Here is a 26,329-nt window from a genome sequence, read left to right on the forward strand (position 1 = left end):
TTTATTCTTCACCGTATAAGTACATCATTCTTGGTGCGCTGCTAGTAGACAGCATTTTGCTAATTGCTTCTTTTTCAGCAGAAGGCATAAGTTTACTGCTTAACTTTGCAGAGAAAATGGAACCCCATCCTTCGTCAGTGCTATATTCAAATACCTCTGCTCCTTGAAGTTTGTTATCTTTCATCAGCGCTTTTAATGCATCCTCACTATAACCTAAACGATCCACTAAGCCTGCTTTCACCGCTTGAGAACCATTCATAATGCGTCCATCAGCAATAGATCTAACTTCTTTTTCAGACATGCCGCGACCATCTGCAACTACTTTAACAAAACGTCCATAAGAATCATTCACCATGTTTTGAAGCAATTTCTTTTCTGCAGGTGTCATTTCACGCGAACCGTTCATAATATCTTTATACGGACCTGTCTTAATTGTGTTAAATTCAATCCCTAATTTTTTCGCTAATTTACTATAATCCATCCCTTGCATAATGACACCAATGGAACCAGTTAATGTCTCTTCATCAGCATAAATGACATCTGCTGGTGCAGAGATGTAGTAACCGCCTGAAGCGGCCATGGAACCCATTGAAACATAAATAGGTATGTTTCTTTCTTTTTTTATTTCCTTTATTTTGTCATAAATTTGTTTAGATTCATTCGTACCTCCACCAGGCGAATTTACTTTAAGCAACACACCTTTAACGCTCTTATTCTTTCTGATATCTTCTAGCTGATCCATAAAATACTGGTGATTATATGTTTCACTACTAAAAATAGACGTGCTCTCACCAGTGTCTTGTATCGTTCCATTCACAGTAAGGACTGCAATTTGCTTCGATGGATTTCCATTTTTTAACACATTATAATCATATGTACTATCTAGATCAGCAATAGATTCTAACCCTTTTTTGAAGTCCATTTTAGCAAATGATAAAGCAATACTTACAAAGGCAGACATGGCAAATAGTACGATTGCTATGCCAAGCGCCACCCATCTTTTTACTGTCATTTATGACCCTCCCTTTCACCCTGCATTATAAACATACGAGCCAAACCGTTAAATGTTTCATCATTTTCATGACTTGTGCGAAAGTCTGTATGTTTTCCTCATTTCCAAGATGGTCGAAATCGAGAAGATAATTAAGGCTAACCAAATAAATGAGAATGAAATTAATTCTGTGTGGCCAAATGACTCATGATAAAGAAATACGCCTAGAATTAACGTCATGGTTGGAGCGATATATTGTATAAAGCCCACTAAATATAAAGGGATATTTTGTGCCCCTACCGCGAATAAAACAAGCGGTAGAGCTGTTACAATACCTGTTCCTATTAAAAAAACATTTGTTTTCATATCGACATGAAGAAACGACATATTTCCCTGGAAATAAAGATAGCAATAATAGATAATCGCTACTGGGAAGATAAACATTGTTTCAATAACAAGCCCTCTTGTTGCATCCAAAGCGATTTGCTTTTTCAACAATCCATAAAATCCAAAACTTAAAGCTAAACCAATGGATATCCATGGAATCTGCCCATAAGATGCAATTAAAATAATAACGCCAATAGCCGCCATCAATAGCGCTAGCACCTGTGCTTTAGTCATTCGTTCTTTCAAGAAAATAATGCCAAGCAAAATAGAAAAGATCGGATTCATATAATAACCTAAGCTTGTCTGGATAATATGATCATGATTTACTGCCCATATGTAAATAAACCAGTTTGCCGATACTAAATAAGCTGCCAAACACAAACTCCAAAATGCTTTTTGATTTTGCCATAATTCACGAAAATCTTTAACTAATACTTTACCTTGCTTAATCAGCAGGACAAAAATAAGTGTAAGAATAAATGACCAAATTACGCGGCTAGCCAATATTTCACCACTTGTAACATGCTGAATCACTTTCCAATAAAGAGGAAATAGCCCCCACAATATATACGCAAAGACTGATGCAACTATCCCCTTTTTTTCATTTTCCATCCTACTCGCCTCCTTTTGGCTTCTAGCCATAATTAAAAGACTACCAATAATAAGTAGTCTTTTCAATAACTTAAGAATGCAGTTTTCTATTCTCGTGTTCTCGTAACTCTATTCGTCTTATTTTTCCGGATGTCGTTTTAGGAAGTTCCTCAACAAATTGTATCTCACGCGGATATTTATAAGGCGCTGTCAGTTCCTTTGTATGATTTTGAAGCTCTTTCACTAATTCGCCTGAAGCCATTGAGTGATCCTTCAATACAACAAATGCCTTTACTATGCTGCCGCGTACCTCGTCAGGACTCGCAACTACTGCGCATTCCTGAACTAACGGATGCTTTACGAGAGCATCTTCCACTTCAAATGGACCAATGGTATACCCTGAACTAATAATGATGTCATCGTTTCTACCTTCAAAGAAAAAGTATCCGTCTTCATCTTTTCTAGCACGGTCTCCTGTAACATAGTAATCTCCTCTGAACTGTCTTGTCGTTCTTTCTGGATCATTCAAATATTCTTTAAAAAGTGCTGGAGTTGATCGATGGACAGCTATATCGCCCACTATACCAGCTGGGCATGGAATACCTTCATCATCAATCACTTCTACAAGATTGCCCGGTGTAGGTTTGCCCATAGAACCTGGTTTAAATGGTTCACCCTTCAAATTGCCAATCAATAATGTATTTTCAGTTTGTCCGTAGCCATCCCTTACATCTAAATCAAAGTGTTTTTTAAAGAGATTAATCACTTCTTGATTTAGTGGTTCGCCGGCGGAAACTGCGCTTCGCAATGTCGTTAAATCATATACATCAAGATTGTCTACCTTTGCCATCAGCCTGTATTCAGTAGGTGTACAGCACAATACTTGAACCTTGTATTTTTCAAGAAGTGATAAATATTTTTCCGGCTGGAAGCGGCCATTATAAACAAAACCAGTTGCTCCACTTCCTAATACTGATAGGAAGGGACTCCAAATCCACTTTTGCCAGCCAGGGCTTGCTGTTGCCCAAACTAAATCACCTTCTTGAATACCGAGCCAATGTGCAGCTGCTGTTTTTAAATGGGCATACGCCCATCCATGCGTGTGCACAACACCCTTTGGATTACCAGTTGTGCCACTGGTGTAAGAAAGAAATGCCATGTCGCTGCTTTTCGTATCAGCCATTTCATACACATCTGACGCTTGCTCTGTTTCTTGAATCAGTTCAATCCATGGAGCAGGGGCTTGGCCAATCACATACTGTTGGACGTCCTGAAGATTCTCTACCTGTTCAAATTGTTCTATAAATGGTTCATAGGCAATAACAGCTTTAGCTCCGCTATGTGCTAGACGATAGTCAATCTCCTTAGCCCTTAACATTTCAGAACTTGGTATCACAACAAGCCCTGCTTTTAATGCTGCGATATATGTAATATAAGCGTCAATTAAACGCGGTACCATAATAAGAACAACATCACCTTTTTGCAAGCCATGGCTCGCAAATACGTTTGCCATTTGATTTGCTTTCTGGATTAATGCCTTATACGTGATGGTATCTGTACTTCCATGCTCGTTTTCAAAGCGTAAAGCCGTTTTCGTAGGTTCCGCTGCATATTTCTCTATTTCTCTGACCAGATTATATACTTCAGGTGCAATTAATTCCTCTCGTTTCATTGAAAATCACTCCCCTTTGTTGAAGTATTATATAGAATTTTCAGAATACTGTCCAACTTTTTACTCCATTAAAAAAGCCAAGGAAGAATTATTTCTTCCTCAGCTTTTTTCTATATTCAATTATTTGTTTTGGGAATAACCGTTCATTTGTTGTTCAGCCATCGCAACTAAACGCTTAGTAATTTCTCCGCCAACGGATCCGTTAGCACGCGCTGATGCTTCTGCCCCAAGATTTACACCGAATTCTTGTGCGATTTCGTATTTCATTTGGTCGATCGCTTGGCGAGCACCGCGTACTTCTAATTGATTTGAACCTGAATTGTTGTTTGACATGTTGTTACCCTCCCTTTTTTGAAGTGAATAAACTTTAATAAAGCTTATTTCAAATCCTATCCTTTGTGAAAATTGGGTATGCTAAGGTATGACCCAACTTATTTTTGTAAACCGTTCATTTGTTGTTCAGCCATTGCTACTAAGCGTTTAGTAATCTCTCCGCCTACTGAACCGTTTGCACGAGAAGATGCTTCTGCACCAAGGTTTACACCGAACTCTTGAGCGATTTCATATTTCATTTGGTCAATCGCTTGACGAGCGCCGCGTACTTCTAATTGTCTTGAACCTGAGTTGTTGTTTGACATGTTGTTCACCTCCTTGTGCATATAGAATGTCTCAGAAGCGAAAAAACATACAAGTTATTTAAAAAAAAATTAAAACCTCTTACAACAACTCAGAGAAATCATCACTTTTTGTTTTAGGGAATGAGTGAATTTCACGGTTTTTCACAGCACGTTGAATCATTTCTTCGAAATCAGTAAAGCTTTCGTAGTAGTTCATTTTTTCAACTCTCGGCTTTGTTTTTGGATTAGCTGGCGTAAATACTGTACAGCAATCTTCATAAGGTCGAATTGAAATATCGTACGTACCGATTTTCTGTGCTACATCGATGATTTCTAACTTATCAAATGTGATTAATGGACGCAAAATAGGTGTTGTCGTTACATCATTAATGGCAGCTAAACTTTCTAGCGTTTGGCTAGCAACTTGTCCTAAATTTTCGCCTGTAACAAGCGCTTTTGCATCTATTTCTTTTCGTACCTCGTCCGAAATTTTCATCATCATTCGGCGTGTAGAAGTCATTGTGACGTTTTCAGGTACACTATTTTGAATAGTTTGTTGGGTTTCAGTAAAAGGTATAATATGCAGGCGAATATTACCACCAAAACGGCTAATCTTATCGCATAGTTCTTTCACTTTAGTTAATGATTGATCACTTGTAAATGGCGGACTGAAAAAATGGATGGCTTCAATTCGAACGCCACGTTTCATCATATAATAAGCTGCAACAGGGCTGTCAATTCCACCAGAAAGAAGTAGTAGCGCCTTTCCGTTCGAGCCAATAGGCAAACCACCTGCACCTGCAATAACATCTACCATCATGTAAACAGCTTTTTCACGTACCTCTACTCGCAGTTCAATATCTGGTTTTTTCATTTGAACGGTCATGCCTGGCAATGTGCCTAATACATGACTACCTATTGTTTGTTGCAATTCATACGTATCTAGAGGAAAGTTTTTGAATGAACGTTTTGCATTTACCTTGAATGTTTTTCCTTCGTAGTCCAACCCTTGTACGATTTCAACAGCTAATTCCTTCATAGCTTCAACTGTTGGTTCACATTCTGCTACAGGGCTAAAGGAGTGAATCCCAAAGATATAAGGCAGACGGTTCAGAATTTCCTCCATCTCAGTGTCTACCTCACTGCTCAAATACATACGATCTCTTTCAGAACGGATACGCATGTTTGGGATATCTGCAAAGGTATACCGCAAATTTTCTTTAAGACGATTAATAAATAATTTTCTGTTCTTGCCTTTTGTTGTGATTTCTCCGTATCTTATTAATATTTCATGCCATTTCATCTATTTAAAACTCCTTTACTTGCATCATTACTTTTTTAAACGCAGTTTTGAATGCTTGTATATCTTTTTCAGTAATACCTTCACCAAGGCTTATCCGAATTACTCCTTTTTCATAGGAAGGATCAATTTCTATAGCTTTGACTACATGGCTGATGCTATGATCCTTAGAAGAACATGCACTTGATGTAGAAATAATAAACCCTTCATGCTGCATAGCATTGACTAATATTTCGCCTCGAAGCCCTTGTACAGCACAGCTTACTATATGTGGTGCACCCTTGTTAGAGGATAGAGTGCGAACATACGGAAACTGTTGTAAAAAGGCATGCAAATCATCACGCCATTGGCTAAATTGTTCTTCATGTGCAGGTTGTGTTTCATGCGCCATTCTTACAGCTTTTGCTAAAGCGACAGCCTGTGGTACCGCCACCGTACCGCTTCTCAATCCCATTTCTTGCCCGCCGCCATGAATTATTGTTTCGATATTTACTTGTTTGCGAAGAGCTAGGAAACCAGTGCCCTTTAAACCATTAATTTTGTGGCCAGAAACAGTAAGAGCATCTGGTCCTTCTTCTCCGGCAAAATGAACAGGAATTTTCCCGAAACTCTGCACAGCATCCATATGGAAAAAGGCACGGCTGTTTTCATGCACAATACGAGCAATTTCTGAAATAGGTTGAAGCGCTCCTATTTCATTATTTACATGCATGATACTGACTATAACCGTATCTTTTGTTAATTTCTTTTTTAAGTCTTCTATTGAAATAACACCGTATTCATTTACTTGAACTTTTTCTACTGTATAACCTTCTTTTTCTAGCGCTTTGGCACTTTCTTCAACAGACGCGTGTTCGATAGCAGAAATTAGTATCTTTGTTCCACGGTGTTTATTAGCTCTTGCTAATCCTTTGATGGCAAAATTGTTCGATTCAGTTCCACCTGAGGTAAAAATAATTTGTTCAGGTTCTGTTTTTATAATAGCCGCTATTTGTTCTCTTGCTCTCGACAAAAGCGTGTTTGTTTCAACACCCATTTGGTGTAGAGAAGCTGGATTTGCATAATAACGTTCGTTCGCTTGGACAAATGTTTCTAAAACGGATTTATTCGGTTTTGTTGTTGCACTATGGTCTAAATAAATCATTGTTGGTACCTTCCTTCCAAAAGAAAACCACCTGCACAAAAACCTGTGCGGTGGCTTAATGCATTTCTATTATGAACGCCAAACCTAATCCTTGGCAAGTACTTGAATTTTTTTCATAGCCCCTGGCTCAGCCGCTTCTACGGCAGTTGCAGCCGTCTCCAGAGCTTTGGCATACCTCATATCACGAAATGCTGCTTCAGCTTCTAATAATTGTTGATGCATGGCTGGATTTGTCTTGCGGTAACGGTTTCCATACTGAATAATTGATTCAATTAATTGAACATTCTCAAGCATTTCAACTGCTGTTTGCCGAACTTCTTCTATACATTTTTCTGCAATTTCCAAGTTCTTATAAACCGTTTCCATATTAAGAGGGATCTCTTGCAGATTGTTGACCACAATAAAGATTCTTTCAGTAGCTTCTTCTAATCTGGCATCCATTTCCTCCGGAATACCTGGAAGATTTGCTTTATGTATCATTCGTTCAGTATCAGACAGCATTTTTCTTAAGTTGTTCAATGTAGCTCTTGCTTTATTTTCATCTATGCGAAGGTTGTTCATGCGTTCAGCAAATTGTTTTTGTTCTTGGAATAGATTTTCTATTGAGTCCTTCAGCTCTTTTAGAACCTCTTCCATGCTTGAATAAGCAGATTGTTCTTCTCGTACCTCTACAGCTAAAAAGTCATAGCGTTGTTGAAGAGCCAGCAGCTGTTGTTTACAGTTTTTAGGAATTTCTGCTTCCCGTGAAGGCAATCGATAGCTTTTTTGGACTGCTTCCGCTTCTATAGCCATTTCTTCTGTCGCTTTTAAAGTTGATTCCAGTTGCTCGCCGATAGAGACAAAATGAAGATCAACATATTTCTTCCCAATGACTTCTTTTTCTAATGCATCGTAAAAGGATTCAATTTCATCTTTTATTACTTCCACTTGCTGTTGAACATTATCAATATCCAAATCAGCTACTTTTTGTTTGAATTCAGCTAAACTTTTTTCCATTTCCTCTAGCTTGTCTAAAATCTCCAAATGTACAAGGAAGTAGGATTGGTCTTCCATCTCTCGATGCCCATTTCTAATTTCATGAATATCTGATGGAATTTTGTGTTGAATTTCTGTAAGGAGCGTTGGGATTTCATTAATCAATTTAAAGGTTTTTTGTCCTTCATTACTTAAATTCACAACTAATTCCCTTGCCTTCAGGTAATTTCCTGAGCTCGTTAATTCCTCGTATTCTTCGAATTGTGGAGTAAATGTTTCTAGTCTTTTCTCAAGCGGAACAGCAGCAGGACCATATGAATATTGATGGGCAAGGAGAGTCTTACGAGCCGAACGATATTGTTCCTTCAACTGTTCAATCTCAACTCTATTTTTCTCTTCGCTTCCAACTAATTCATCCAACTCTTTCAAAATGATGGCCATTTCATTGTCATACTCAGTTATGCGCGAATCGATATCTTTTTCTATTTCTGTCGCCTTGCCAAAACGAAACTTATCTACTTGCTCTTCTGCATCAAAGAGCAGTTCGTCAATTTTCGGCATCTCAACATCCATGAGCTCTGTCCATTTATTTCGCCAACGTTCAAACATTTCTTCTGTTTGACCATTCATGTTGAGTGCCTTTACTTTCATCAACTCTTCTAGCACTGGCTTATTTTGAATTTGTTGCTTATTTTGTTCTAGTCTTTGAATTTCAGTTCGATGTTTTCGACGAAATATAAAGACAATTGCTATAATTATACATAATACGATGATTGCGGCAATGAAAAAACTCATCGTAAGCCCCCTGTCCCTAATCAGTTTTTCAGCATCTAATTAAGCTTAATATTACCATGTTTTTTGTTTTTTTGTTTATCTATATGAATGATTTCTTATTAATTTATCTATAATTCGATTAATTTTTTAAAAATGAAGGGATTTTATGAAACGTGACGCCCATATTCATACCCCTTTTTGTCCTAATGGCACTACAATTCCTTGTGAAGATTATATCAAAAAAGCAATTAAATTAGGCTATGAGGATATAACCTTTACAGAACATGCCCCATTGCCTTCAAATTTTGTCGACTTTTGCCCGAAAGACGGCCGAACAATGAGCCCTGGACGTTTACTTGTTTACATGGATGAAATGCAAAGACTTAAAGAAAAATATAAAGAACTCATTCATATTCGCATTGGCTTTGAGGTAGATTATCTTGAAGACTATGAAAGAGAAACGACAAGTTTTCTAAACCTTATAGGCCCACATATCGATGATGCAATGTTAACTGTCCGATTCCTCAAGTGTGGTCAATCTTATACATGTGTCGACCATCCTTTTGATCAATTGACAAGTCTCGCAAGAAAAAAGGATACGCTACAATACGTTTACAACCTATATTATAAAACCATAACAAAATCTATCCAATCAAACTTAGGGAATTATAAGCCAAAGAGAATCAGCAATCCTTTGCTTTTCCCTACTGATGAGCTACAAGAAAATCTACTATCTAAACAACAATTAATAGATATTTTAAAACTCATAGCAAAACACAACTATGAATTGGGTGTAAATTATGCTACTCTATCAAAACTTTATTGCAATGGATCACATCCAACCGTATCATATATATCATACGCAAAATCATTAGGAATTCCTATTATTCATGGTTCAGATGCCCATCACCCAGATGATTTGCATCCTTATGAGGAAGGTCTTTTTCCATTTGATCGCTAAACAACGGGAGGTATAGGAATGTTTCAAAAAGTAAATTACAGCGGCGATATTACAGCTCAATATCAATTACTAGCTAAGCAATTGGATGCATTATTAGATGGAGAAATGGATTCCATCTCGAATTTAAGCAATGCTTCAGCTTTACTTAACCAATTTTTAGATAATATTAATTGGTGCGGATTTTATCTTATGAAAAATAATGAATTGCTGCTAGGACCTTTCCAAGGACTCCCTGCATGTGTGCATATCCCGCTTGGGAAAGGCGTTTGTGGTACATCAGCCTCGTCGCGAGAGACGTTAGTTGTAGAGGATGTCAATGCTTTCCCTGGTCATATTGCTTGTGACAGTGCTTCACAATCAGAGATTGTTGTCCCTCTAATCGTTAATGGAGAGCTCTATGGGGTGTTAGATATTGATAGCCCTATAAAAAATAGATTCAGTAACGACGATCAAGCTGGTCTTGAACAGTTCGTTAATGTATTAGTCCGTCATATTCACCTATAATAAAAAGCTGATGCTTAAGCATCAGCTTTTTCATTTATAGGCGGTCCTTGAAAGATGCAATATTTATTTTTCCCTGTATTTTTAGCTTCATAAAGAGCCACATCAGCATTTTTAAAAACACGTTGGTACGTAAACCGTGCATCGCTTCTCCATAATGCGATACCTGATGAAATAGTAACTGGAGGGCTAGTCACTTGTGGTATGCTATTAATAATCTTGCCAACTAAAGCCATTGTTTCATCAAGTCCTTTGTTTGGCAAATAAATGGCCATTTCTTCTCCTCCCCAACGTGCACAAATACCTTGGTTCTCTACCAAACCCTGTAGATGTTTTGCTATCATAAGCAAAGTAACATCACCTGTCTGGTGACCGTACGTATCATTTATCTTCTTAAAATCGTCAATATCACATAAAATAAATGCGCCGAAATCATCTACTTCCATAGAACGTTCGATATATCTTTCTAAATATTTACGAGCATACAGTGTTGTTAAGTGGTCTCTATCAATCATTTCCTGGAGTTGCTCTCTAAGTAGAATATTAGAAATTGCTAATGAGGAATGTCGAATTAAAGACTGCATTAGTTTATAACTATCAAATGAGAAATAGTAAGAGTCCACATGGAATATTGCACAATATCCTTGTACCTTCTCATTTATAATAATAGGGACAACGATCATTGAATTATACTTTGTCTTTTCTGCCACCACTTGGCTAAACTCAGCTATAAAGAGAGGCTCCATACTTTTCTCAAAGTGTGTTGCTATAAATTCTTTGTACACAGAAGCGTTTTCCTCGCAAAAGAAAGCAGCCGTATCTCCCATATATTGATAACCATCATGAGATTTAAAGACAAAGCAAATTTCTGATGGCAAAAAAGATTTCTTTAGTTGCATTGTCAAAAAAGTAATGATTTCTTCCTTATTAAGCTTCATATTTAACCTTTGCGATGTTTCATTGATTAGCTGCAGATCTGCTACTAGGCGATGCGACTGGTGATAAAGCTTTGCATTTTCTAGAGCATTGCCAGATGTCTGTGCTAAATGAGACAAGAATTTCTTTTCTTTTGAGCTAAAATGATAATTAGGTGAAGCAAAAATCTGAAGCACACCATATATGCCTTGCTTTCCAATAATAGGCACATTCAGCAAGTAATTGTTGATATCCTTGGCTTCCTCCGATGTAATCTCTCCTGATACATAAGCTTCAATCGTAGAAGGTCTTTCTAATAAATAATCAAATACCTCTACATCTTCAATTTGTAGACGGTCTTGGTCATTCGATAAGATCAATTTTGATTTAAATTGTGGAAATGTCCTTTTAATGCTTTGAATCATCGCCTCTAAAATTGTATTAATATTCATAGTGGAATGAAAAATAGCCGTCATTTCATATAATTCCCCATTTAATTTTGCTTCATAAAAGTTTTTCTCTTTACTTATAAGAGACAATATTAGACTAGATAACAACGTTTCTAATTCTTTTACGTAAGGCGTCGAGGCAAAACATTGCCACTCAGGTGTGTTTTCAACAATAATTAAGGCAAAAATATGGTCTTTTTCATCATTTAGGATGATGACGTCGCTATCTATTTTAAGTACTTTATTTATCAGCTTTGCACTTGTTTCAGATAAAGGATGTGTTTCTTCCACATAAGATGCAATCGAATTAAACGGAAGTGCTTGTAAGGTTGAATTTGGCAAAGGACATAATAAGCCGTGTTCTAGCTTTAAATATTCTACTTTTTTCATTTTAAATTCTTGTTTGGCGATCATTTGAAATTCATGCAAATATTCAGTATCTGTCAACGACTGATCTACATGAGCAATCCAAAAATCCAATAGGTAGCTTTTAATGTTTTGTATTATTTGGAGATTTCTCAATATTATATCACCTTTTTCTTTGACCATTATCTAAGTAGTTATGACTATTTCCGAATAAAATAAATAAGTATATTAAACTATTAATAATTAATAATTTATTCCGATAATCTCAATTATAAATCACTGTGTAATTTTTTGCCACTGGATTCCTCAACTATATTTAAATGATTTGCTTGACAGAAAACAGTCCAAATACTACAATATTCTTTGTGTAAAATAAACGCAGCGGTTGTATGGTTTGGTTGTTCATTTTATTCCTCTATTTAATAGACGGTGTATTGGTAACTCTTCGGCTGCATGAGCGAAGATACATGAAAATAAAATGGCAATGGAGCTAAATACAATTGGTTTTTATTTTATGCTAAATAAAAAACCAAAGGAGGAGACTATTAATGTCTCGTTATACAGGTCCATCTTGGAAACTATCACGTCGCTTAGGTATTTCTTTAAGCGGTACAGGTAAAGAAATCGAAAAGCGTCCATACGCTCCAGGTCAACACGGCCCAACTCAACGCAAAAAATTGTCTGAGTACGGCTTACAATTACAAGAAAAACAAAAACTTCGTCATATGTTCGGTATGAACGAACGTCAATTCCACAACCTATTTGTTAAAGCTGGTAAAATGAATGGTGTTCATGGTGAAAACTTCATGATCCTTCTTGAAACTCGCTTAGACAACCTTGTTTACCGTCTTGGTTTAGCTCGCACTCGTCGTGCTGCTCGCCAATTAGTAAACCATGGTCACGTATTAGTTGATGGCAAACGCGTTGATATTCCTTCATACAGCGTTAAACCAGGTCAAGTGATTTCTCTTCGTGAAAAATCTCAAAACCTAGCAATCGTTAGCGAATCAATCGAAGTAAACAACTTCGTTCCAGAATATCTTTCATTCGATGCTGACAAAAAAGAAGGTACATTTGTACGTCTTCCAGAACGCAGCGAATTATCTGCTGAAATCAATGAAGCGTTTATCGTTGAGTACTACTCAAGATAGTCTTTCGTTGTAATCAAAGCTTGTATCCCCATTGGCGGATGCAAGCTTTTTTTGTTCCCAAAATAGTATCAATGTATAAATACCATTTGTTTGCACATTCTATTTAAGTCATATTATTAAAATACGAGTGGAGTGTTAAGAATGGGTATGTTAAGCGGAAATCCGAAAGATCAGCCATTAAATTATGGAGAAGCAATCACTATTTGGACGAATTTCGCGACTAATAATGGTTTAATTGCGGCTTACCAAACATTATACAATCATACAGGTGATAAAGAATTAGGCAAACTCCTTGAGGAAGCTATTCAATGCTGCAAAGAAGAAAATGAGCAATTAGAAACTTTGTTGAAAGTAAATGGGATTGCCCTTCCACCAGCACCTCCTGAACGACCAAATGCTAATTTAGAGGATATTCCAGCCGGTGCTAAATTTAACGATCCGGAAATCTGTGCAATGCTTGCTGCAGACACAGCTACTGGATTAATGGCTTGTAGTCAAGCCCTCGGCATGTCCATCAGAGAAGACATCGCCATGATGTACGCTCAGTTCCATATGAAAAAAGGACAATTTGCAGGGAAAGTGCTCAAATTGGAAAAAGAAAAAGGATGGCTTATTATGCCGCCATTGCATTTAAACTACCCAGATGAATAAAAAGAGTTGAGGCTACCATTTGGGTAGCCTTCTTTCATTTATAGCTTCACTATTAAACCTTGTGATTTCGCCGGTACTCCTCTATAGTTTTATACATAAACTATAACAACAGGAGGATTTTCGTATTGCCTAAAGAAAAAAAATTCGTTTATAAACTAGGAATTGGACTATTAATCTTCTCTATGATTCTATGGCTAATACCTGTTATGACTCCATTTTTCCCTATCTCAACAAAGTTAAAGGCAGGAATTATAACTAGCGTTCTCATAATTGCGGAAATTATCTTTTGGATTGGTGCTTTGCTCGTTGGGAAAGAAGCAGCCGCAAAGTTCAAAAGTTATTTAAATCCTAACACGTGGAAAAAAGCAAAGAGAAATAAATGATCCATCACATACAAAAAAAATATATTGTTGTTTTTTGCAATGTAAAGTTATCCATTTAGTTTTCAGTTCGGAAAAACCCATAGCATCAATAGGCAAATGACCGCTGTGTTTATTTACAAGTGTCATATCTTATTAAGGACACACACCTTAACACACAAAGGAGGTCATTTGAATGAATAGAAGACATCCTCACCATTGCAATATGCCAATATGCTGCCCACCAAACATGTTACCAGCACAGTATGATCCGCCGCGGGTATCTCCTACACGGCAAATTGTAAGAACTAATATTATTCCTACTGTCGTACCACATATCCATCCAACACATGTAACAACAGTTAATCGGCATGTAATCAACAATCAACACTACTTCCCAGAAACACATTCTGTTGTGGAAGAATGCGTTGAAAATAACACAGTTTGCCCAATGCCAATGCCTCATCCAAGACACCAAATGCATCACAGAGGTCGCTGTTAGTCACTGAATAATGAAAAAAGCTAAGGCGTTTGCTTATAACGTCTTAGCTTTTATTATTCTATTAACCCCAAAATACATCCCACCATATTTTGGCTGCTGTTATGATTAGAAGGCCAGCAAACGTCCACTGTAATTTTTGAACAGACAATTTTTTACTAATTCGAACACCAATAGGCGCACCAATTAAACCAGCAATCGCCAGCCAAATTGCCAATCGATAATCAATGCTATGTGATAATATTTTTCCAATGATGGTGCCTATAGAAGATAAAAAGGTTATGGCAAGAGATGTCGCCATAGCTGTACGTGTTGGAATTCGGATGACTTGAATCATTAGAGGGACAAAGAGAAATGCTCCTCCTGCTCCTATCATACCTGCAACAAAGCCGACGATACTTCCTGTAGCAACAGCTAATACACCTGTCACATTTTTCGCCCATCCATTTTCCCCTGCATCCTTCTTAGGAAGAAACATCATCAATACTGCAACAATAGCTAGAATGCCATATAACATATTTAAATATGTATCAGGTACTTCCTTGGAGACTAATCCGCCCATAAAACCACTGACTAACGCAGGAAGCCCTATTAGCCATATAAGATTACCTCGCAGAGAACCATCATTTTTATGTGTCAATATACCGCTCAATGTTGAGAAAAATACTTGAAATGCCGTTAAGCCGGATACCTCTAACGAAGTAAATTTTTCGAAACCAAGCAAGGGTGGTACGAAAAATAATAAAGGGTACATCACAATGGCCCCACCGACACCTACTAACCCTGAAAAAAAGGAACCGATAATCCCAAGTATCATTAATACAACGATTAGCCCCATTCTTTCCCTCCTATTTTCATATTAACTACAAGCCAAAAAGGGCACGCGGATTGCATACCCTATTTCCATCTATATAGCTAGCTATTCAATAGGACCGTCCCAAGCCAACATTCCACCTTCCATATTGACCGCTTGGAATCCCTGTTCCTCCAAATATTGAGTTGCTTGTCCACTTCGATTGCCTGAACGGCAAACCATAATATATTCCTTATTTTTGTCTAATTCATTTAGATTTTCTGGTAATGTGCCTAGCGGAATCTCTTTTGCTGTACTAATTTTCCCAGAAGCTATTTCCTCAGGTTCACGTACATCAATAAGAGAAAGTGCTTGTCCTTCAGCTAATTTTTTTGCTACTTCGCTTGGTGTAATTGTTTTCATGACTATCTCCCCTTTATTATCTACTTTTTACTAATAATTCAACCGCTTCTTTAATCAACGCTTCTGAATCCTTGCCGTTTGAATTTTTTTCTTCTTTCATACAATGTACTAAGTTGGTGCTCACAATCAGACCAATAGTACGGTCTATAGCTGAACGAGAGGCTGAGAGTTGCGTAATGACATCCTTACAATCCTTATCTTCCTCAATCATTCGCAGAACACCTCGTAGCTGCCCTTCAATCCTTTTTAAACGGTTGCGAATTTGATCATTATATTCCATATACTCACCTCACAGGAACTTCTATTCATATGCTTTATAATATACCCAGAGAGGTATCAAATCAAGAAGAACAGATTTATTCCTCTTGCATTATAATACCCTATGTTGTATAGTTTATATACCTATTAGGGTATAATCAGGGAGGAAGATATAATGAAACTTGATATAACGATATACTCTACATCGAATTGTGGTTATTGCGAATTGATGAAAAGTTTTTTGCAGGATCAAAATTTACCCTATAAAGAAGTCCACATTGGCAACAATCCAGACGTGGCACAATTTTTAATGCAAAAAACCGGTCGACTAGGAGCACCACAGACTTCTATAAATGGTGAATGGGTGCTAGGATATGATCCGAATACAGCAAGCCGCATTATTAACAGATTTAAAAGATTTTCTTAAATAGATTTGTAAAAAATAGGTTTAAACAATGTATTGTATCAAGCTACACGCATTACTTCTAAAATTATAAAACCGCAATGTTGGGAATTACTGAACTTTTCCCCATTGCGGTTTCTTTTTGTTAATTAAATTTTACCATATGATATTTCTTTTTACCTCTACGAATGATAGCAAACGCATCTTCCATACGATCTTTTGCATCGACTACATAGTCAAGATCCTTCACTTTTTCCCCGTTAATTGAAATAGCGCCATTTGTAACATCTTCACGTGCTTGGCGTTTAGAAGAAGAAATGTTTGCTTCAACTAATAGATCGACAATATTTTTTTCTTCTTTTTGCAATTCAACTGATGGTACGCCTGAAAAAGCAACTTTCATTTCGTCTGCTGAAAGTGATTTCAAATCACCAGAGAACAATGCAGCAGTAATGCGAAGTGCTTGGTCTAACCCTGCTTCTCCATGGATAAGCTTTGTCATTTCCGCAGCCAATGTTTTTTGAGCCTCGCGAAGATGCGGCTCTGATTCCACTTTCTCAGCCAACGATTCAATATCTTCCCTGCTTAGGAACGTAAAGATTTTTAAATACTTAATCACATCAGCATCCGCAGTATTCAACCAGAATTGATAAAATTCATAAGGAGACGTTTTTTCAGGATCAAGCCATATCGCTCCCCCTGCTGTTTTACCGAATTTCGTCCCATCTGATTTGGTTACTAATGGAATTGTAAAACCGAACGCTTTTGCTTCTTCGTCATGCGTTTTACGAATTACTTCAAGGCCTGTTGTAATATTGCCCCATTGATCAGAACCACCAACTTGGATTTTAACATTGTAATGATCATACAAATGGTTAAAATCCAACCCTTGAATCAAGGTATACGTAAATTCAGTAAATGACAATCCAGATTCTAAACGAGAAGCAATAGTATCTTTGCTTAGCATGTAATTAATGTTGATTAACTTGCCGTAGTCGCGTAAGAATTCAATTGTACTTAATTTTCCAACCCAATCGTAGTTATTAACAAGTTTTGCGCCATTTTCACCCTCAGAGAAGTCAAAAATTTGTTCTAATTGTTTTTTAATCCCTGCTACGTTGTTATCAATTTGTTCAGCTGTCAAAAGACTACGTTCTGATTGTCTTCCGGATGGGTCGCCAATCATACCAGTTGCGCCACCAACTACCAATATTGGTCTATGTCCTGCTTGTTGGAAGCGACGAAGAGTTAACATAGGTACAATATGGCCGATATGCATCGAGTCAGCAGTCGGATCAACGCCTACATATAGAGAAACACTCTCTTCAGTCAATAACTTTTCCATGCCTTCCTCATCTGTTTGCTGATATAGCAATCCTCGCCATTGTAAGTCTTCTAGTAGTGCATTTGTCATCTTTTTCCCTCCTAATAAAAATAAAAACGCCCCTGCATTTAAAAATGCAGGGACGTTAATTACTAATTTAACGCGGTACCACCCAGCTTGAAGATTCTCATCTTCCGCTTAAATCGCTTTATCGCAGCGGCTGCGTTCTTGCTCCCCATGTGTAATTCACGTCCATACTATGACTAGCTTGCACCAACCGCTAGCTCTCTAAACAGGAAATATGGCCATTACTCAAGCATGCTTCATCGCAAGAATATATTAATGACTATTTTACTGCATTTTAAGTTGTTGTCAATAAGTAATCTTGTCGTTGATTCGACTTATGGTATAATAGACAATATTTTAAAAGGTTATAAAATAGCACTTTGGATTATTGCTTGTATACTAAAATATTTGTATAAATACATAAAGAAAGAGATAGACTATATAAAATGATACTTCACCAGTCTGCATTAGGCAGACGTACAAAGAATAGTATTCTTTATTATGTTCTTTTTTATACAAAAACATTAGAATCATAGCAAGTAATTGTGCCTATAACCTGGACTTCTTAGTACAACAGATGCTACCGAGGTAGCCTTTGGATGGGCACTATTATAGCAGTAGTGCGCATTTCTTTTGGAATTCATACTATAAAAGGAGGTAGGCCTCTTGCTAAAAGTGAATCATCTAACAATTGATATGACTTTTTAGCATTGGTCGCGTGTGATTGAAAAAATGAAAGAATGGATAGCCACTATAAATCAAAAGCTCGATCAATTAGCCGAGAAAACAGGGATGAAGTATTTCCGTATTACTTCTAGTGTCATTTGGAATTTATTTTTGATCTTCATTCTGTTTGTTGTGATGGGGCTGGTATTTGTCGGCTCGATTGGCGCTGGCTACTTCGCTTCGCTTGTAAAGCATGAGCCGAATATGCCAAAAAGCGAAATGCGACAAGCAATCTTTAATTATGAGGAGACGAGTACCCTCTATTTTGCTGGTAATAAATATTTAGGAAAAATGAGGACTGACCTTGAGCGTCAAAGAACAACACTAGACAAAATATCTCCTTATGTTATTGATGCAGTGCTTGCAACAGAAGATGAATACTTCTATCAGCACAATGGAATTGTACCGAAAGCAGTATTACGAGGTGTTTTTCAAGATGTCAGCAACTCGTCTACCCAAACAGGCGGTTCAACTCTAACACAGCAATTAATCAAAAACCAAATACTTACAAATGAAGTGTCCTATGAACGGAAGGCGAAAGAATTACTATTAGCTATGCGTTTAGAACACTTTATGTCAAAAGATGAAATATTACAGGCCTATTTGAATGTTATTCCTTATGGTCGGAATGCCAGTGGACGGAATATTGCCGGCATTGAAACAGCAGCACAAGGTATTTTTAATAAAAGTGCTAAAAAACTAAACCTAGCTCAATCAGCTTATATCGCAGGGATTCCACAATCACCTTACGCGTATACCCCATTCACACAAAAAGGTGTGTTAAAAGATAAAGAAAACCTACGCCTAGGTATTAATCGGATGAAAACTGTATTGTACAGAATGAACGATACAGGCTATATAACTGATAAGCAGTACAAAAAAGCATTAAAATATAATATTGTGAAAGACTTTAGGAAGCCTGAAGTACAAGCTGAAGAAAAGTATCCTTATGTTACGTATGAAATTGAATATAGAGCCAAAGAAATTATGGCACGCATTTTAGCTAAAAAAGATGGTATCGATACAAATCGACTAAAGAATGAAGACAAACTAAAAGAGAAATACACCATTTTAGCTGACCGTGAACTGAGGTCAAAAGGCTATAAAATTTATTCAACTATCGACCAAAAAATGTATGATCATATGCAAGAAGTTAAAAATAATTTCCCGTATTATGGTCCAACACTTAGCACCCAAAAAACTGACCAAGAAACAGGTAAGGTTAGCACTACCCCAGATCCTGTTCAAGTAGGTAGTATTGTGATAGAGAATAAAACAGGTAAGATTCTCAGCTTCGTTGGTGGTCGGGATCATAATATTAAAGAGGTCAACCATGCATCTCGAACTACTCGTTCAAATGGTTCGACAATGAAACCTTTGCTTGTCTATGCACCTGCCATTCAATATGGCTTGATTGGAGCTGGAAGTCCGGTTCCTGACGTGAAATTCCAAATTGGTGTTGGGGAAAATGCATATAAGCCTACAAACTATACAGAGACAGATGAACGCGGTTTGATATCTGCCCGGGAAGCATTAAAAGACTCTCAAAACTTGCCTGCTGTCCGTTTGTACGCAAAAATTATGAATCGGAAACCTATGGAGCTATTAAAGAAAAACGGGATTACAAGTATAGCACCATCTGATTATACGGCTTATGCAGCTGCACTCGGTGGTATAGCTAATGGTATATCTGTCGAGGAAGACACAAATGCATATGCTACTTTTGCTAATGGAGGAAAGTTTGTTGACGCATATATGGTCAGCAAGATAGTTAATAATGAAGGCAAAGTAGTGTATAAACACAAAGTAAAATCTAAACGAGTTTATAGTGATCAAACATCCTATATTACAACTGATATGCTTCGCGATGTATTAAAATCAGGCACCGGAACAACCGCCAATAGCAATTTGAAATTCAGAGCAGACTTTGCAGCAAAAACAGGTACTTCAACAAACTATAACGATGTTTGGTTTGTAGGTTATAATCCTGACATTTCCTTAGGTGTTTGGATGGGGTATGATCAACCACAAACATTAAATCAAGGCAATGCTGTTTATGGCATTCCAAGTACACGTGTAAACTTATTATGGGCTCGCCTAATGAATGCCTTGTATGATACAAACCCAGGTCTTGCAACTGCAGGAGGAAAAACATTTAAGCAACCTACTGGAGTAGTCAGCCGAACATTCTGTGGCTATACAGGTAATGCTCTTACATCTGCATGTGCTGGACACTCAAGAACCGATTTATTCAATGCAAATGTGATGGTACCCGGACCTGAAACTGGTTTTTCTGGTGGTCGCTTATCGGATACATTTATCCAAAATATGTTGGCTCCGTTTGGCGGGGATCCTTCAAAAATCTATGGACCTAAACCATTGAAAGAAAAGAAATCACAAACGCAAAATCGCTCAGCAAACAAGCCAAATAGCAATTCTCAATCAACACAGTCTACGACACGAAACAAACAAAATACTCAACAGAATAACAACTCCTCTACTAGCAATTCAGAGGATAAGTCTATAGGCCAAGGTAGCAGCCAATCAAATCAAACGGGTCAAACAAATCCAAATAAAGATAAAGACAAAGATAAAGACGAAAATGCGTCAAATAACAGTCAAAATAACTCAAACAATGCATCAGACGACAAAAAAGATGACGGCCACAAAACTGAGCCAGATGATGATTAAAAAGCAAAAAAAAGCATTTCAACCGCTCCCATACGGTGAAATGCTTTTTTGCTGTTCATGAATCCATAGAAAGCGGATGCAGACCAGCTCTATAAATACCCCTTTAGTTGAACTTTCTCCCTCCAACCATCTTTTATTATAGTACATTTTTACAAGAATATTAATTCTTTTTTGTAGATTGCACAAATTCCCCTTTCTGAAATCATCCATACAATATTCTTAATTCCTCCGTTTTTTTCTGCTTTAGTCATGTATAATACTTATAATAACTCACTGAAGGTGGTGAATGAATGGAACACATCCGGCGTTATCATGCGAGAGAACTAGACACAGCGCATGGCAAGATTATAATTGAAGGCCCTGTCCCGCCAGAGGAATTACAAAAACTGTTATTCCATCAAGATTTGACGGCTTTTCGGACACCTGAAAAACAATTTGCTGCTATTATAGAAATAGCGAAACGACCAGAGGGCCGAATGATGATTGCTCGGTTGGATAATACAATTATCGCATACGCCACATTCCTTCATCCAGATCCATTAGAAAGATGGTCGGAAGGCAATTTAGAAAACTTAATAGAATTAGGCGCCATAGAGGTCGCCTCAGAATATCGAGGAAATCGGATCGGCAAAAGCCTGCTTCAGGTGTCGATGCTTGATGATATGATGGAAGATTATATAGTCATTACGACGGAATATTATTGGCATTGGGATTTAAAGCGTACAGGGCTTACAATCTGGCAATACCGAGACATGATGATTAAGATGATGCAGGCAGGTGGGCTAGAGGTTGCTGCAACGGATGAGCCTGAGATTGCCTCACATCCTGCCAATTGTTTGATGGTTCGAATCGGCAAACGTGTAGACCAAACATCGATTGATAGATTTAATTCCTTACGCATAGTCAATCGCTATAACAAGTGATACCTAAAGGGGTGACCATATGTTAATTGAAGAGATTATGAATAAACAAGTACTGACATTACAGCCTACTCACACGATGGCAGATGCTGCAAAGCTTATGAAAGAAAGAAAGATTCGCCATGTGCCAGTTGTAGATGAGAATGGGAAACTCTTAGGCTTATTAACAGAAAGAGACTTAAAAAATGCATTACCTTCTTCCCTATTAAAAGATGGTGACACATCACTTTATCACCGAACATTGGATCAAATAATGATAACAAACCCTATCATTGGGCATCCTCTAGACTTTGTTGAAGAGGTAGCCCTTATTCTTTATGAGCATCGCATCGGCTGCTTGCCAATCGTCAGCAAAGGAGAACTGGTTGGCATCATTACAGGAACAGATTTACTTTACACTTATATTGAAATTACGGGTGCGACTAAGCCAAGCTCACAAATGGAGATACGAGTCCAGGACAGAATTGGCGCGCTACACGAAGTTACCAAAATTTTTGCTAATCATCATGCAAGTATATTAAGTGTTTTAATCTATCCGGATTCGAAAGACGATGAAAATAAAATATTGTCTATTCGGCTAAAAATAATGAATCCGCTTCCAATTATTGATGAGCTACGCAAGGAAGGATTTGATGTGCTATGGCCCAATATTCCAACCAAATCTCGCCAATGAAAAAAGCGGTATTCGTATACTCACCTGAACAGTTGGATTATAAATTCTCTGAAACACATCCTTTCAATCAGAAGAGGCTTGAACTTACAGTAGACCTTTTGAAAAGCTTTCATGCGTTAGATGATGAGGATATCATAACTCCTCGCGATGCAACAGATGAGGAGCTTTTGCTTGGACATGATTCGCGCTATATTGATGCCGTAAAAATGGCAGGGCATGGTCATCTAACAGCAAAGCTTGGAGAGCCTTTTGGTATCGGAACAGAAGATACGCCGATTTTTCAAAATATGCATGAAGCCAGTTCTAAAATTGTCGGCGCTACATTGACAGCCTGCGACTTTGTCATGCAAGGCAAATCACAGCACGCCCTTAATCTCGGTGGCGGACTACATCATGGTTTTAAAGCGCGGGCTTCTGGATTTTGCATTTATAATGATAGTACAGTAGCTATTAAATATATGCAGCAAAAGTATAACGCACGTGTTTTATATATAGATACCGATGCCCACCATGGAGATGGCGTGCAATGGAGCTTTTATGACGACCCCAACGTTTGTACAGTTTCTATCCATGAAACGGGGCGCTACCTGTTCCCTGGTACCGGGGCTGTTACTGAACGTGGCAATGGATCTGGATATGGGACATCCTTTAATTTTCCGATAGACGCCTTCACTGAGGATGAATCTTTCTTAGATGTTTATCAAACAGCATTAAAGGAAATTACGGCGTATTTTAAACCTGATGTCATTCTTTCTCAAAATGGAGCCGATGCTCATTATTTTGACCCATTAACACATCTATGCGGTACAATGAATATCTATAGAGAAATACCTAAGCTAGCCCATGAACTGGCACATGAATTCTGCGATGGTAAATGGATTGCAGTTGGCGGTGGAGGATATGATATCTGGCGCGTAGTACCAAGAGCTTGGTCCATGGTTTGGACAGAAATGACGGACAAGGGTACACCAATAGGCAACATCCCTCAATCTTGGCTCGACCAGTGGCAAAAAGAATCCCCTGTACGCCTTATTCCAACTTGGGATGATCCGGAAAATATGTATGATCCGATTCCACGCAAAGCTGAGATTAGTGAAAAGAACCAACAAATATTAGATAAAGCACTATATCAAATACGCACAAAACAAAACTCTCATTAATATAAAAAAGACGCATTCGTTATTTAGAGAATGACGTCTTTTTCTTTACACACTATTTAGTAGAATTTCTTTCAATCATGCGATATGGCAATATAACTTGGCCATCTTCTACATTTTCTTTGTTCATGTATTTTGTTAATAAACGCATCGATACAGCTCCGATGTCATACAAAGGAAGAACAACGCTAGTTAATTGTGGTCTTACCATACGTGCAAGCTTTGAATTCTCAAAGCTGATGACTTCATAATCCTCTGGCACACTCTTACCAAGATCCTGTGCTCCATGGATGATGCCAATGGCCAATTCATCGCTTCCAGCGAAAAAGGCAGTTGGTGGATCGGCTAGTTGGCTAAGTGTTTCAAAATCCTCCAAACCGCTATCATATGAATCCTCAGTTGCAATAACAAGATCTTCATCTAACGCAATGCCCTCTTCTTCTAAGGCCTTCTTATAACCTTCAAACTTAAATTTTTTATTAATGGTTGAAGAGAAAGGACCAGATATATAGGCGATGCGGCGGTGGCCATTGGCAATTAGATGTTTCACCGCTTCATAGGCCGCTTGCAAATAATCAATATTGACAGATGCTATTTCCTTCATCTCGTCTAATGTACCTGCAAGTACGATAGGGACAGGTGAATGGCTCATTTTATTTTGCAGCTCTTCGCTTACTTGGTCGCTCATCATCACGATCCCATCAACTTGTTTGCCATACATATTATCTAGCAGCTGCAACTCCTTCTCTTCCCTTTGGTCAGAGTTAGATAAGATAATATTATAACGATACATAGTCGCGATATCTTCTATTCCTCTCGCTAATTCAGCATAGAAAACATTTGAAATATCAGGGATAATAACTCCTACAGTTGTCGTCTTTTTGCTTGCTAATCCACGCGCTACTGCGTTTGGTCTATATTCTAAGCGTTCGATTACATCGAGGACTTTTTTTCTTGTTGTGGGTTTCACATTTGGATTGCCATTGACCACGCGTGAAACCGTAGCCATCGAAACATTTGCTTCGCGTGCTACATCATATATTGTAACGGTCAATTTTTTGCCTCCTTCTTTATATCGTGTTAACAGACAGTATAACCTTTCGTTTTGATAAAAAGTCAACTGCACATCACTGTCCGTTTGGGTCCTCCAATACACAGTGAAAGCAGAATATTCTTCCGCTATGTAATGCTACACTTTGTTATACCCTCTATAATACGATAGAATGAAAACGTTTTTCAAGAAATTAAAAACGACGACTCAACTAACGAATCGCCGTTTGTCTTTAAAAATAGGTAAGATTGTATCCAATCTAAGTAGTGGCACTGCTTGCCATTCCATTATTTATTACTTTTCGATTTGATAATTTTTCATGAACTGTTGCATTTCATTGTAGAATTCATCAAATTGCGGAATACTCATTTGCTGCTGTGAATCTGACAAAGCAACAGCTGGATCTGGATGAACTTCTGCCATAACACCGTCTGCTCCAATCGCAATGGCAGCTTTTGCACAAGGCAATAGCAAATCACGACGTCCAGTGGAATGCGTAACATCTACTAATACTGGCAAATGTGTTTCCTGTTTCAGAATAGGAACAGCTGAGATATCCAATGTGTTGCGAGTTGCTTTTTCATATGTGCGGATACCGCGTTCACAAAGAATGATTTGGTCATTCCCTTTAGAAATAATATATTCAGCTGCATTGATAAATTCATCGATCGTAGCTGCAAGACCACGTTTTAATAGCACAGGTTTCTTCGTTTCACCAGCGGCTTTTAACAATTCAAAGTTTTGCATATTACGCGCACCAATTTGAATAACATCTATATAATCAAGCGCCTCATCCAAATGTGCTGGCGTAACAATTTCAGAAACTACACCTAGACCATATTTAGTCCCTACTTCTTTTAGGATTTTTAGCCCTTCTAAGCCTAACCCCTGGAAATCATAAGGAGAAGTACGTGGTTTATATGCCCCGCCTCGCATTAATTTTAATCCTTTATGATTGATAGCCTCTGCCACAAGGGCCGTTTGTTCATATGACTCTACTGCGCAAGGGCCAAATACGAATGTTGGTGAGCCCTGGCCGACCGTTTCGCCATTAATCGTTACAATCGTATCCTCTTTCTTCTGCTTCCGTGAAACTAACAGCTCTTTCTTATGATCAGTCTCTTGAAGCTTCAATGCAGATTTGAAGATTTCCTTAAAGATATGTTCAACAGTCCCTTGGCTCAGCGGACCATCGTGATGTTCTTTTAATAGATTTAACATATGCCGTTCACGAAGGGGATCATAACGGTTGACACCTTGTTTCTCTTTAATTTTTCCAATCTCTTGAACTACTTCAGCACGTTCATTGATTAAACGTAATATCTCAAGGTTTAATTCATCAACGCGGTCACGCAGGTGATCTAAATTTTGATGACTCATGCCGTTTCTCCTCTCTCCCGTGTATCCAGACCTTTCAGAAGTCTGAAAACTATGATACATTTTATGATAATAGGATTATTATAATCGTTTTTAATATGAATGTCACGCATATTTTCTTTAACGCTTCAACGCGATAAAGTTATTCTTACTTATATTCATTT

26 protein-coding genes and 1 other annotated feature are annotated in these 26,329 nt (G+C 37.7%); of the genes, 11 read left to right on the top strand and 15 right to left on the bottom strand.

What is annotated here, in order from left to right; genetic code table 11:
• Position 1: 1 nt before the first annotated feature.
• From sppA to ezrA, 8 genes are all read right to left on the bottom strand, one after another.
• Complete coding sequence (gene sppA / locus RST01_RS08670; RefSeq protein WP_147196004.1) at positions 2 to 1,012, bottom strand: signal peptide peptidase SppA; 1,011 nt, start codon at positions 1,010 to 1,012, stop codon at positions 2 to 4.
• Between the two features lie 66 nt (positions 1,013 to 1,078).
• Positions 1,079 to 1,990 (bottom strand): EamA family transporter RarD, encoded by a 912-nt coding sequence (rarD, locus tag RST01_RS08675; protein ID WP_147196006.1) that lies wholly within the window; start codon positions 1,988 to 1,990, stop codon positions 1,079 to 1,081.
• A gap of 70 nt (positions 1,991 to 2,060) precedes the next feature.
• Positions 2,061 to 3,641 carry an acyl-CoA synthetase MbcS gene (mbcS, locus tag RST01_RS08680; RefSeq protein WP_147196008.1) on the bottom strand — a complete coding sequence of 527 codons (1,581 nt, stop codon included), beginning with the start codon at positions 3,639 to 3,641 and terminating at the stop codon, positions 2,061 to 2,063.
• 120 nt (positions 3,642 to 3,761) lie between these two features.
• On the bottom strand, positions 3,762 to 3,974 hold the full coding sequence (locus tag RST01_RS08685) for an alpha/beta-type small acid-soluble spore protein (RefSeq protein ID WP_066788891.1): 213 nt from the start codon (positions 3,972 to 3,974) through the stop codon (positions 3,762 to 3,764).
• 98 nt (positions 3,975 to 4,072) lie between these two features.
• A complete protein-coding gene (locus tag RST01_RS08690; RefSeq protein WP_066788894.1) occupies positions 4,073 to 4,279 on the bottom strand; it encodes an alpha/beta-type small acid-soluble spore protein in 207 nt (68 codons plus the stop codon).
• Positions 4,280 to 4,358: 79 nt separating this feature from the next.
• On the bottom strand, positions 4,359 to 5,561 hold the full coding sequence (gene thiI / locus RST01_RS08695) for a tRNA uracil 4-sulfurtransferase ThiI (protein ID WP_147196010.1): 1,203 nt from the start codon (positions 5,559 to 5,561) through the stop codon (positions 4,359 to 4,361).
• 4 nt (positions 5,562 to 5,565) lie between these two features.
• Entirely contained in the window at positions 5,566 to 6,702 is a 1,137-nt protein-coding gene (locus tag RST01_RS08700) for a cysteine desulfurase family protein (protein ID WP_147196012.1), read from the bottom strand.
• Between the two features lie 84 nt (positions 6,703 to 6,786).
• Entirely contained in the window at positions 6,787 to 8,472 is a 1,686-nt protein-coding gene (ezrA, locus tag RST01_RS08705) for a septation ring formation regulator EzrA (RefSeq protein WP_147196013.1), read from the bottom strand.
• A 145-nt stretch (positions 8,473 to 8,617) separates the two neighbouring features.
• Here ezrA and hisJ point away from each other — a divergent pair, with 145 nt between their 5' ends.
• Positions 8,618 to 9,412 carry a histidinol-phosphatase HisJ gene (gene hisJ / locus RST01_RS08710; RefSeq protein ID WP_147196015.1) on the top strand — a complete coding sequence of 265 codons (795 nt, stop codon included), beginning with the start codon at positions 8,618 to 8,620 and terminating at the stop codon, positions 9,410 to 9,412.
• A gap of 18 nt (positions 9,413 to 9,430) precedes the next feature.
• On the top strand, positions 9,431 to 9,916 hold the full coding sequence (gene msrC / locus RST01_RS08715) for a free L-methionine (R)-S-oxide reductase MsrC (RefSeq protein WP_147196016.1): 486 nt from the start codon (positions 9,431 to 9,433) through the stop codon (positions 9,914 to 9,916).
• Between the two features lie 14 nt (positions 9,917 to 9,930).
• Here the strand turns inward: msrC and RST01_RS08720 are convergent, their stop codons facing one another.
• Positions 9,931 to 11,799 carry a sensor domain-containing diguanylate cyclase gene (locus RST01_RS08720; RefSeq protein ID WP_184117448.1) on the bottom strand — a complete coding sequence of 623 codons (1,869 nt, stop codon included), beginning with the start codon at positions 11,797 to 11,799 and terminating at the stop codon, positions 9,931 to 9,933.
• A gap of 392 nt (positions 11,800 to 12,191) precedes the next feature.
• On the opposite strand from RST01_RS08720, the gene rpsD reads away from it, so the two are divergent.
• The 4 genes from rpsD to RST01_RS08740 all read left to right on the top strand — a co-directional run bounded on the left by rpsD (position 12,192) and on the right by RST01_RS08740 (position 14,306).
• Complete coding sequence (rpsD, locus tag RST01_RS08725) at positions 12,192 to 12,794, top strand: 30S ribosomal protein S4 (RefSeq protein ID WP_066788927.1); 603 nt, start codon at positions 12,192 to 12,194, stop codon at positions 12,792 to 12,794.
• A 141-nt stretch (positions 12,795 to 12,935) separates the two neighbouring features.
• Positions 12,936 to 13,445, top strand: a complete 510-nt coding sequence (locus RST01_RS08730; protein ID WP_147196019.1) for a DUF3231 family protein — start codon at positions 12,936 to 12,938, stop codon at positions 13,443 to 13,445.
• 125 nt (positions 13,446 to 13,570) lie between these two features.
• Complete coding sequence (locus RST01_RS08735; protein WP_244946682.1) at positions 13,571 to 13,828, top strand: transporter suffix domain-containing protein; 258 nt, start codon at positions 13,571 to 13,573, stop codon at positions 13,826 to 13,828.
• A gap of 172 nt (positions 13,829 to 14,000) precedes the next feature.
• Entirely contained in the window at positions 14,001 to 14,306 is a 306-nt protein-coding gene (locus tag RST01_RS08740) for a CotD family spore coat protein (protein WP_244946683.1), read from the top strand.
• Positions 14,307 to 14,367: 61 nt separating this feature from the next.
• Here RST01_RS08740 and RST01_RS08745 read toward each other — a convergent pair whose 3' ends face one another.
• The 3 genes from RST01_RS08745 to RST01_RS08755 form a co-directional block, all read right to left on the bottom strand.
• Entirely contained in the window at positions 14,368 to 15,141 is a 774-nt protein-coding gene (locus RST01_RS08745) for a sulfite exporter TauE/SafE family protein (protein WP_147196022.1), read from the bottom strand.
• Between the two features lie 81 nt (positions 15,142 to 15,222).
• The gene (locus tag RST01_RS08750) at positions 15,223 to 15,519 is read right to left on the bottom strand and encodes a rhodanese-like domain-containing protein (protein WP_066788941.1); all 297 of its coding nucleotides are present in this window, start codon (positions 15,517 to 15,519) and stop codon (positions 15,223 to 15,225) included.
• A 16-nt stretch (positions 15,520 to 15,535) separates the two neighbouring features.
• Positions 15,536 to 15,799, bottom strand: a complete 264-nt coding sequence (locus tag RST01_RS08755) for a metal-sensitive transcriptional regulator (protein ID WP_147196024.1) — start codon at positions 15,797 to 15,799, stop codon at positions 15,536 to 15,538.
• A gap of 153 nt (positions 15,800 to 15,952) precedes the next feature.
• Here RST01_RS08755 and RST01_RS08760 point away from each other — a divergent pair, with 153 nt between their 5' ends.
• Positions 15,953 to 16,204 carry a glutaredoxin family protein gene (locus RST01_RS08760; protein WP_147196026.1) on the top strand — a complete coding sequence of 84 codons (252 nt, stop codon included), beginning with the start codon at positions 15,953 to 15,955 and terminating at the stop codon, positions 16,202 to 16,204.
• Between the two features lie 121 nt (positions 16,205 to 16,325).
• Here the strand turns inward: RST01_RS08760 and tyrS are convergent, their stop codons facing one another.
• Complete coding sequence (gene tyrS / locus RST01_RS08765; RefSeq protein WP_147196027.1) at positions 16,326 to 17,594, bottom strand: tyrosine--tRNA ligase; 1,269 nt, start codon at positions 17,592 to 17,594, stop codon at positions 16,326 to 16,328.
• 45 nt (positions 17,595 to 17,639) lie between these two features.
• Positions 17,640 to 17,840: a binding site (T-box leader), on the bottom strand.
• A 462-nt stretch (positions 17,841 to 18,302) separates the two neighbouring features.
• Between tyrS and RST01_RS08770 the strand changes: the two genes are divergently transcribed.
• The 4 genes from RST01_RS08770 to RST01_RS08785 all read left to right on the top strand — a co-directional run bounded on the left by RST01_RS08770 (position 18,303) and on the right by RST01_RS08785 (position 23,740).
• On the top strand, positions 18,303 to 20,987 hold the full coding sequence (locus RST01_RS08770) for a transglycosylase domain-containing protein (RefSeq protein WP_147196029.1): 2,685 nt from the start codon (positions 18,303 to 18,305) through the stop codon (positions 20,985 to 20,987).
• 290 nt (positions 20,988 to 21,277) lie between these two features.
• On the top strand, positions 21,278 to 21,910 hold the full coding sequence (locus RST01_RS08775; RefSeq protein ID WP_147196031.1) for a GNAT family N-acetyltransferase: 633 nt from the start codon (positions 21,278 to 21,280) through the stop codon (positions 21,908 to 21,910).
• A 19-nt stretch (positions 21,911 to 21,929) separates the two neighbouring features.
• Positions 21,930 to 22,580: an acetoin utilization AcuB family protein gene (locus RST01_RS08780; RefSeq protein WP_147196033.1), complete on the top strand. Its 651-nt coding sequence runs from the start codon at positions 21,930 to 21,932 to the stop codon at positions 22,578 to 22,580.
• Complete coding sequence (locus RST01_RS08785; RefSeq protein WP_147196141.1) at positions 22,577 to 23,740, top strand: acetoin utilization protein AcuC; 1,164 nt, start codon at positions 22,577 to 22,579, stop codon at positions 23,738 to 23,740. The genes RST01_RS08780 and RST01_RS08785 overlap by 4 nt, the downstream gene beginning before the upstream one ends.
• Before the next feature lie 52 nt (positions 23,741 to 23,792).
• Here the strand turns inward: RST01_RS08785 and ccpA are convergent, their stop codons facing one another.
• Both ccpA and RST01_RS08795 read right to left on the bottom strand, forming a co-directional pair.
• Positions 23,793 to 24,791, bottom strand: coding sequence for a catabolite control protein A (gene ccpA / locus RST01_RS08790; protein ID WP_066788961.1), 999 nt, complete (start codon positions 24,789 to 24,791; stop codon positions 23,793 to 23,795).
• 291 nt (positions 24,792 to 25,082) lie between these two features.
• Positions 25,083 to 26,168, bottom strand: a complete 1,086-nt coding sequence (locus tag RST01_RS08795) for a bifunctional 3-deoxy-7-phosphoheptulonate synthase/chorismate mutase (RefSeq protein ID WP_147196035.1) — start codon at positions 26,166 to 26,168, stop codon at positions 25,083 to 25,085.
• Between the last annotated feature and the right edge of the window lie 161 nt (positions 26,169 to 26,329).

It is taken from the genome of Rummeliibacillus stabekisii, from assembly GCF_007988965.1.
Lineage (GTDB): Bacteria > Bacillota > Bacilli > Bacillales_A > Planococcaceae > Rummeliibacillus > Rummeliibacillus stabekisii.

Bases quoted from the DNA above. Each gene is read 5' to 3' on its own strand.
- sppA (WP_147196004.1), bottom strand. From the start codon at position 1,012: ATGACAGTAAAAAGATGGGTGGCGCTTGGCATAGCAATCGTACTATTT.
- rarD (WP_147196006.1), bottom strand. From the start codon at position 1,990: ATGGAAAATGAAAAAAAGGGGATAGTTGCATCAGTCTTTGCGTATATA.
- mbcS (WP_147196008.1), bottom strand. From the start codon at position 3,641: ATGAAACGAGAGGAATTAATTGCACCTGAAGTATATAATCTGGTCAGA.
- RST01_RS08685 (WP_066788891.1), bottom strand. From the start codon at position 3,974: ATGTCAAACAACAATTCAGGTTCAAATCAATTAGAAGTACGCGGTGCT.
- RST01_RS08690 (WP_066788894.1), bottom strand. From the start codon at position 4,279: ATGTCAAACAACAACTCAGGTTCAAGACAATTAGAAGTACGCGGCGCT.
- thiI (WP_147196010.1), bottom strand. From the start codon at position 5,561: ATGAAATGGCATGAAATATTAATAAGATACGGAGAAATCACAACAAAA.
- RST01_RS08700 (WP_147196012.1), bottom strand. From the start codon at position 6,702: ATGATTTATTTAGACCATAGTGCAACAACAAAACCGAATAAATCCGTT.
- ezrA (WP_147196013.1), bottom strand. From the start codon at position 8,472: ATGAGTTTTTTCATTGCCGCAATCATCGTATTATGTATAATTATAGCA.
- hisJ (WP_147196015.1), top strand. From the start codon at position 8,618: ATGAAACGTGACGCCCATATTCATACCCCTTTTTGTCCTAATGGCACT.
- msrC (WP_147196016.1), top strand. From the start codon at position 9,431: ATGTTTCAAAAAGTAAATTACAGCGGCGATATTACAGCTCAATATCAA.
- rpsD (WP_066788927.1), top strand. From the start codon at position 12,192: ATGTCTCGTTATACAGGTCCATCTTGGAAACTATCACGTCGCTTAGGT.
- RST01_RS08730 (WP_147196019.1), top strand. From the start codon at position 12,936: ATGGGTATGTTAAGCGGAAATCCGAAAGATCAGCCATTAAATTATGGA.
- RST01_RS08740 (WP_244946683.1), top strand. From the start codon at position 14,001: ATGAATAGAAGACATCCTCACCATTGCAATATGCCAATATGCTGCCCA.
- RST01_RS08745 (WP_147196022.1), bottom strand. From the start codon at position 15,141: ATGGGGCTAATCGTTGTATTAATGATACTTGGGATTATCGGTTCCTTT.
- RST01_RS08750 (WP_066788941.1), bottom strand. From the start codon at position 15,519: ATGAAAACAATTACACCAAGCGAAGTAGCAAAAAAATTAGCTGAAGGA.
- RST01_RS08755 (WP_147196024.1), bottom strand. From the start codon at position 15,799: ATGGAATATAATGATCAAATTCGCAACCGTTTAAAAAGGATTGAAGGG.
- RST01_RS08760 (WP_147196026.1), top strand. From the start codon at position 15,953: ATGAAACTTGATATAACGATATACTCTACATCGAATTGTGGTTATTGC.
- tyrS (WP_147196027.1), bottom strand. From the start codon at position 17,594: ATGACAAATGCACTACTAGAAGACTTACAATGGCGAGGATTGCTATAT.
- RST01_RS08770 (WP_147196029.1), top strand. From the start codon at position 18,303: ATGAAAGAATGGATAGCCACTATAAATCAAAAGCTCGATCAATTAGCC.
- RST01_RS08775 (WP_147196031.1), top strand. From the start codon at position 21,278: ATGGAACACATCCGGCGTTATCATGCGAGAGAACTAGACACAGCGCAT.
- RST01_RS08780 (WP_147196033.1), top strand. From the start codon at position 21,930: ATGTTAATTGAAGAGATTATGAATAAACAAGTACTGACATTACAGCCT.
- RST01_RS08785 (WP_147196141.1), top strand. From the start codon at position 22,577: ATGAAAAAAGCGGTATTCGTATACTCACCTGAACAGTTGGATTATAAA.
- RST01_RS08795 (WP_147196035.1), bottom strand. From the start codon at position 26,168: ATGAGTCATCAAAATTTAGATCACCTGCGTGACCGCGTTGATGAATTA.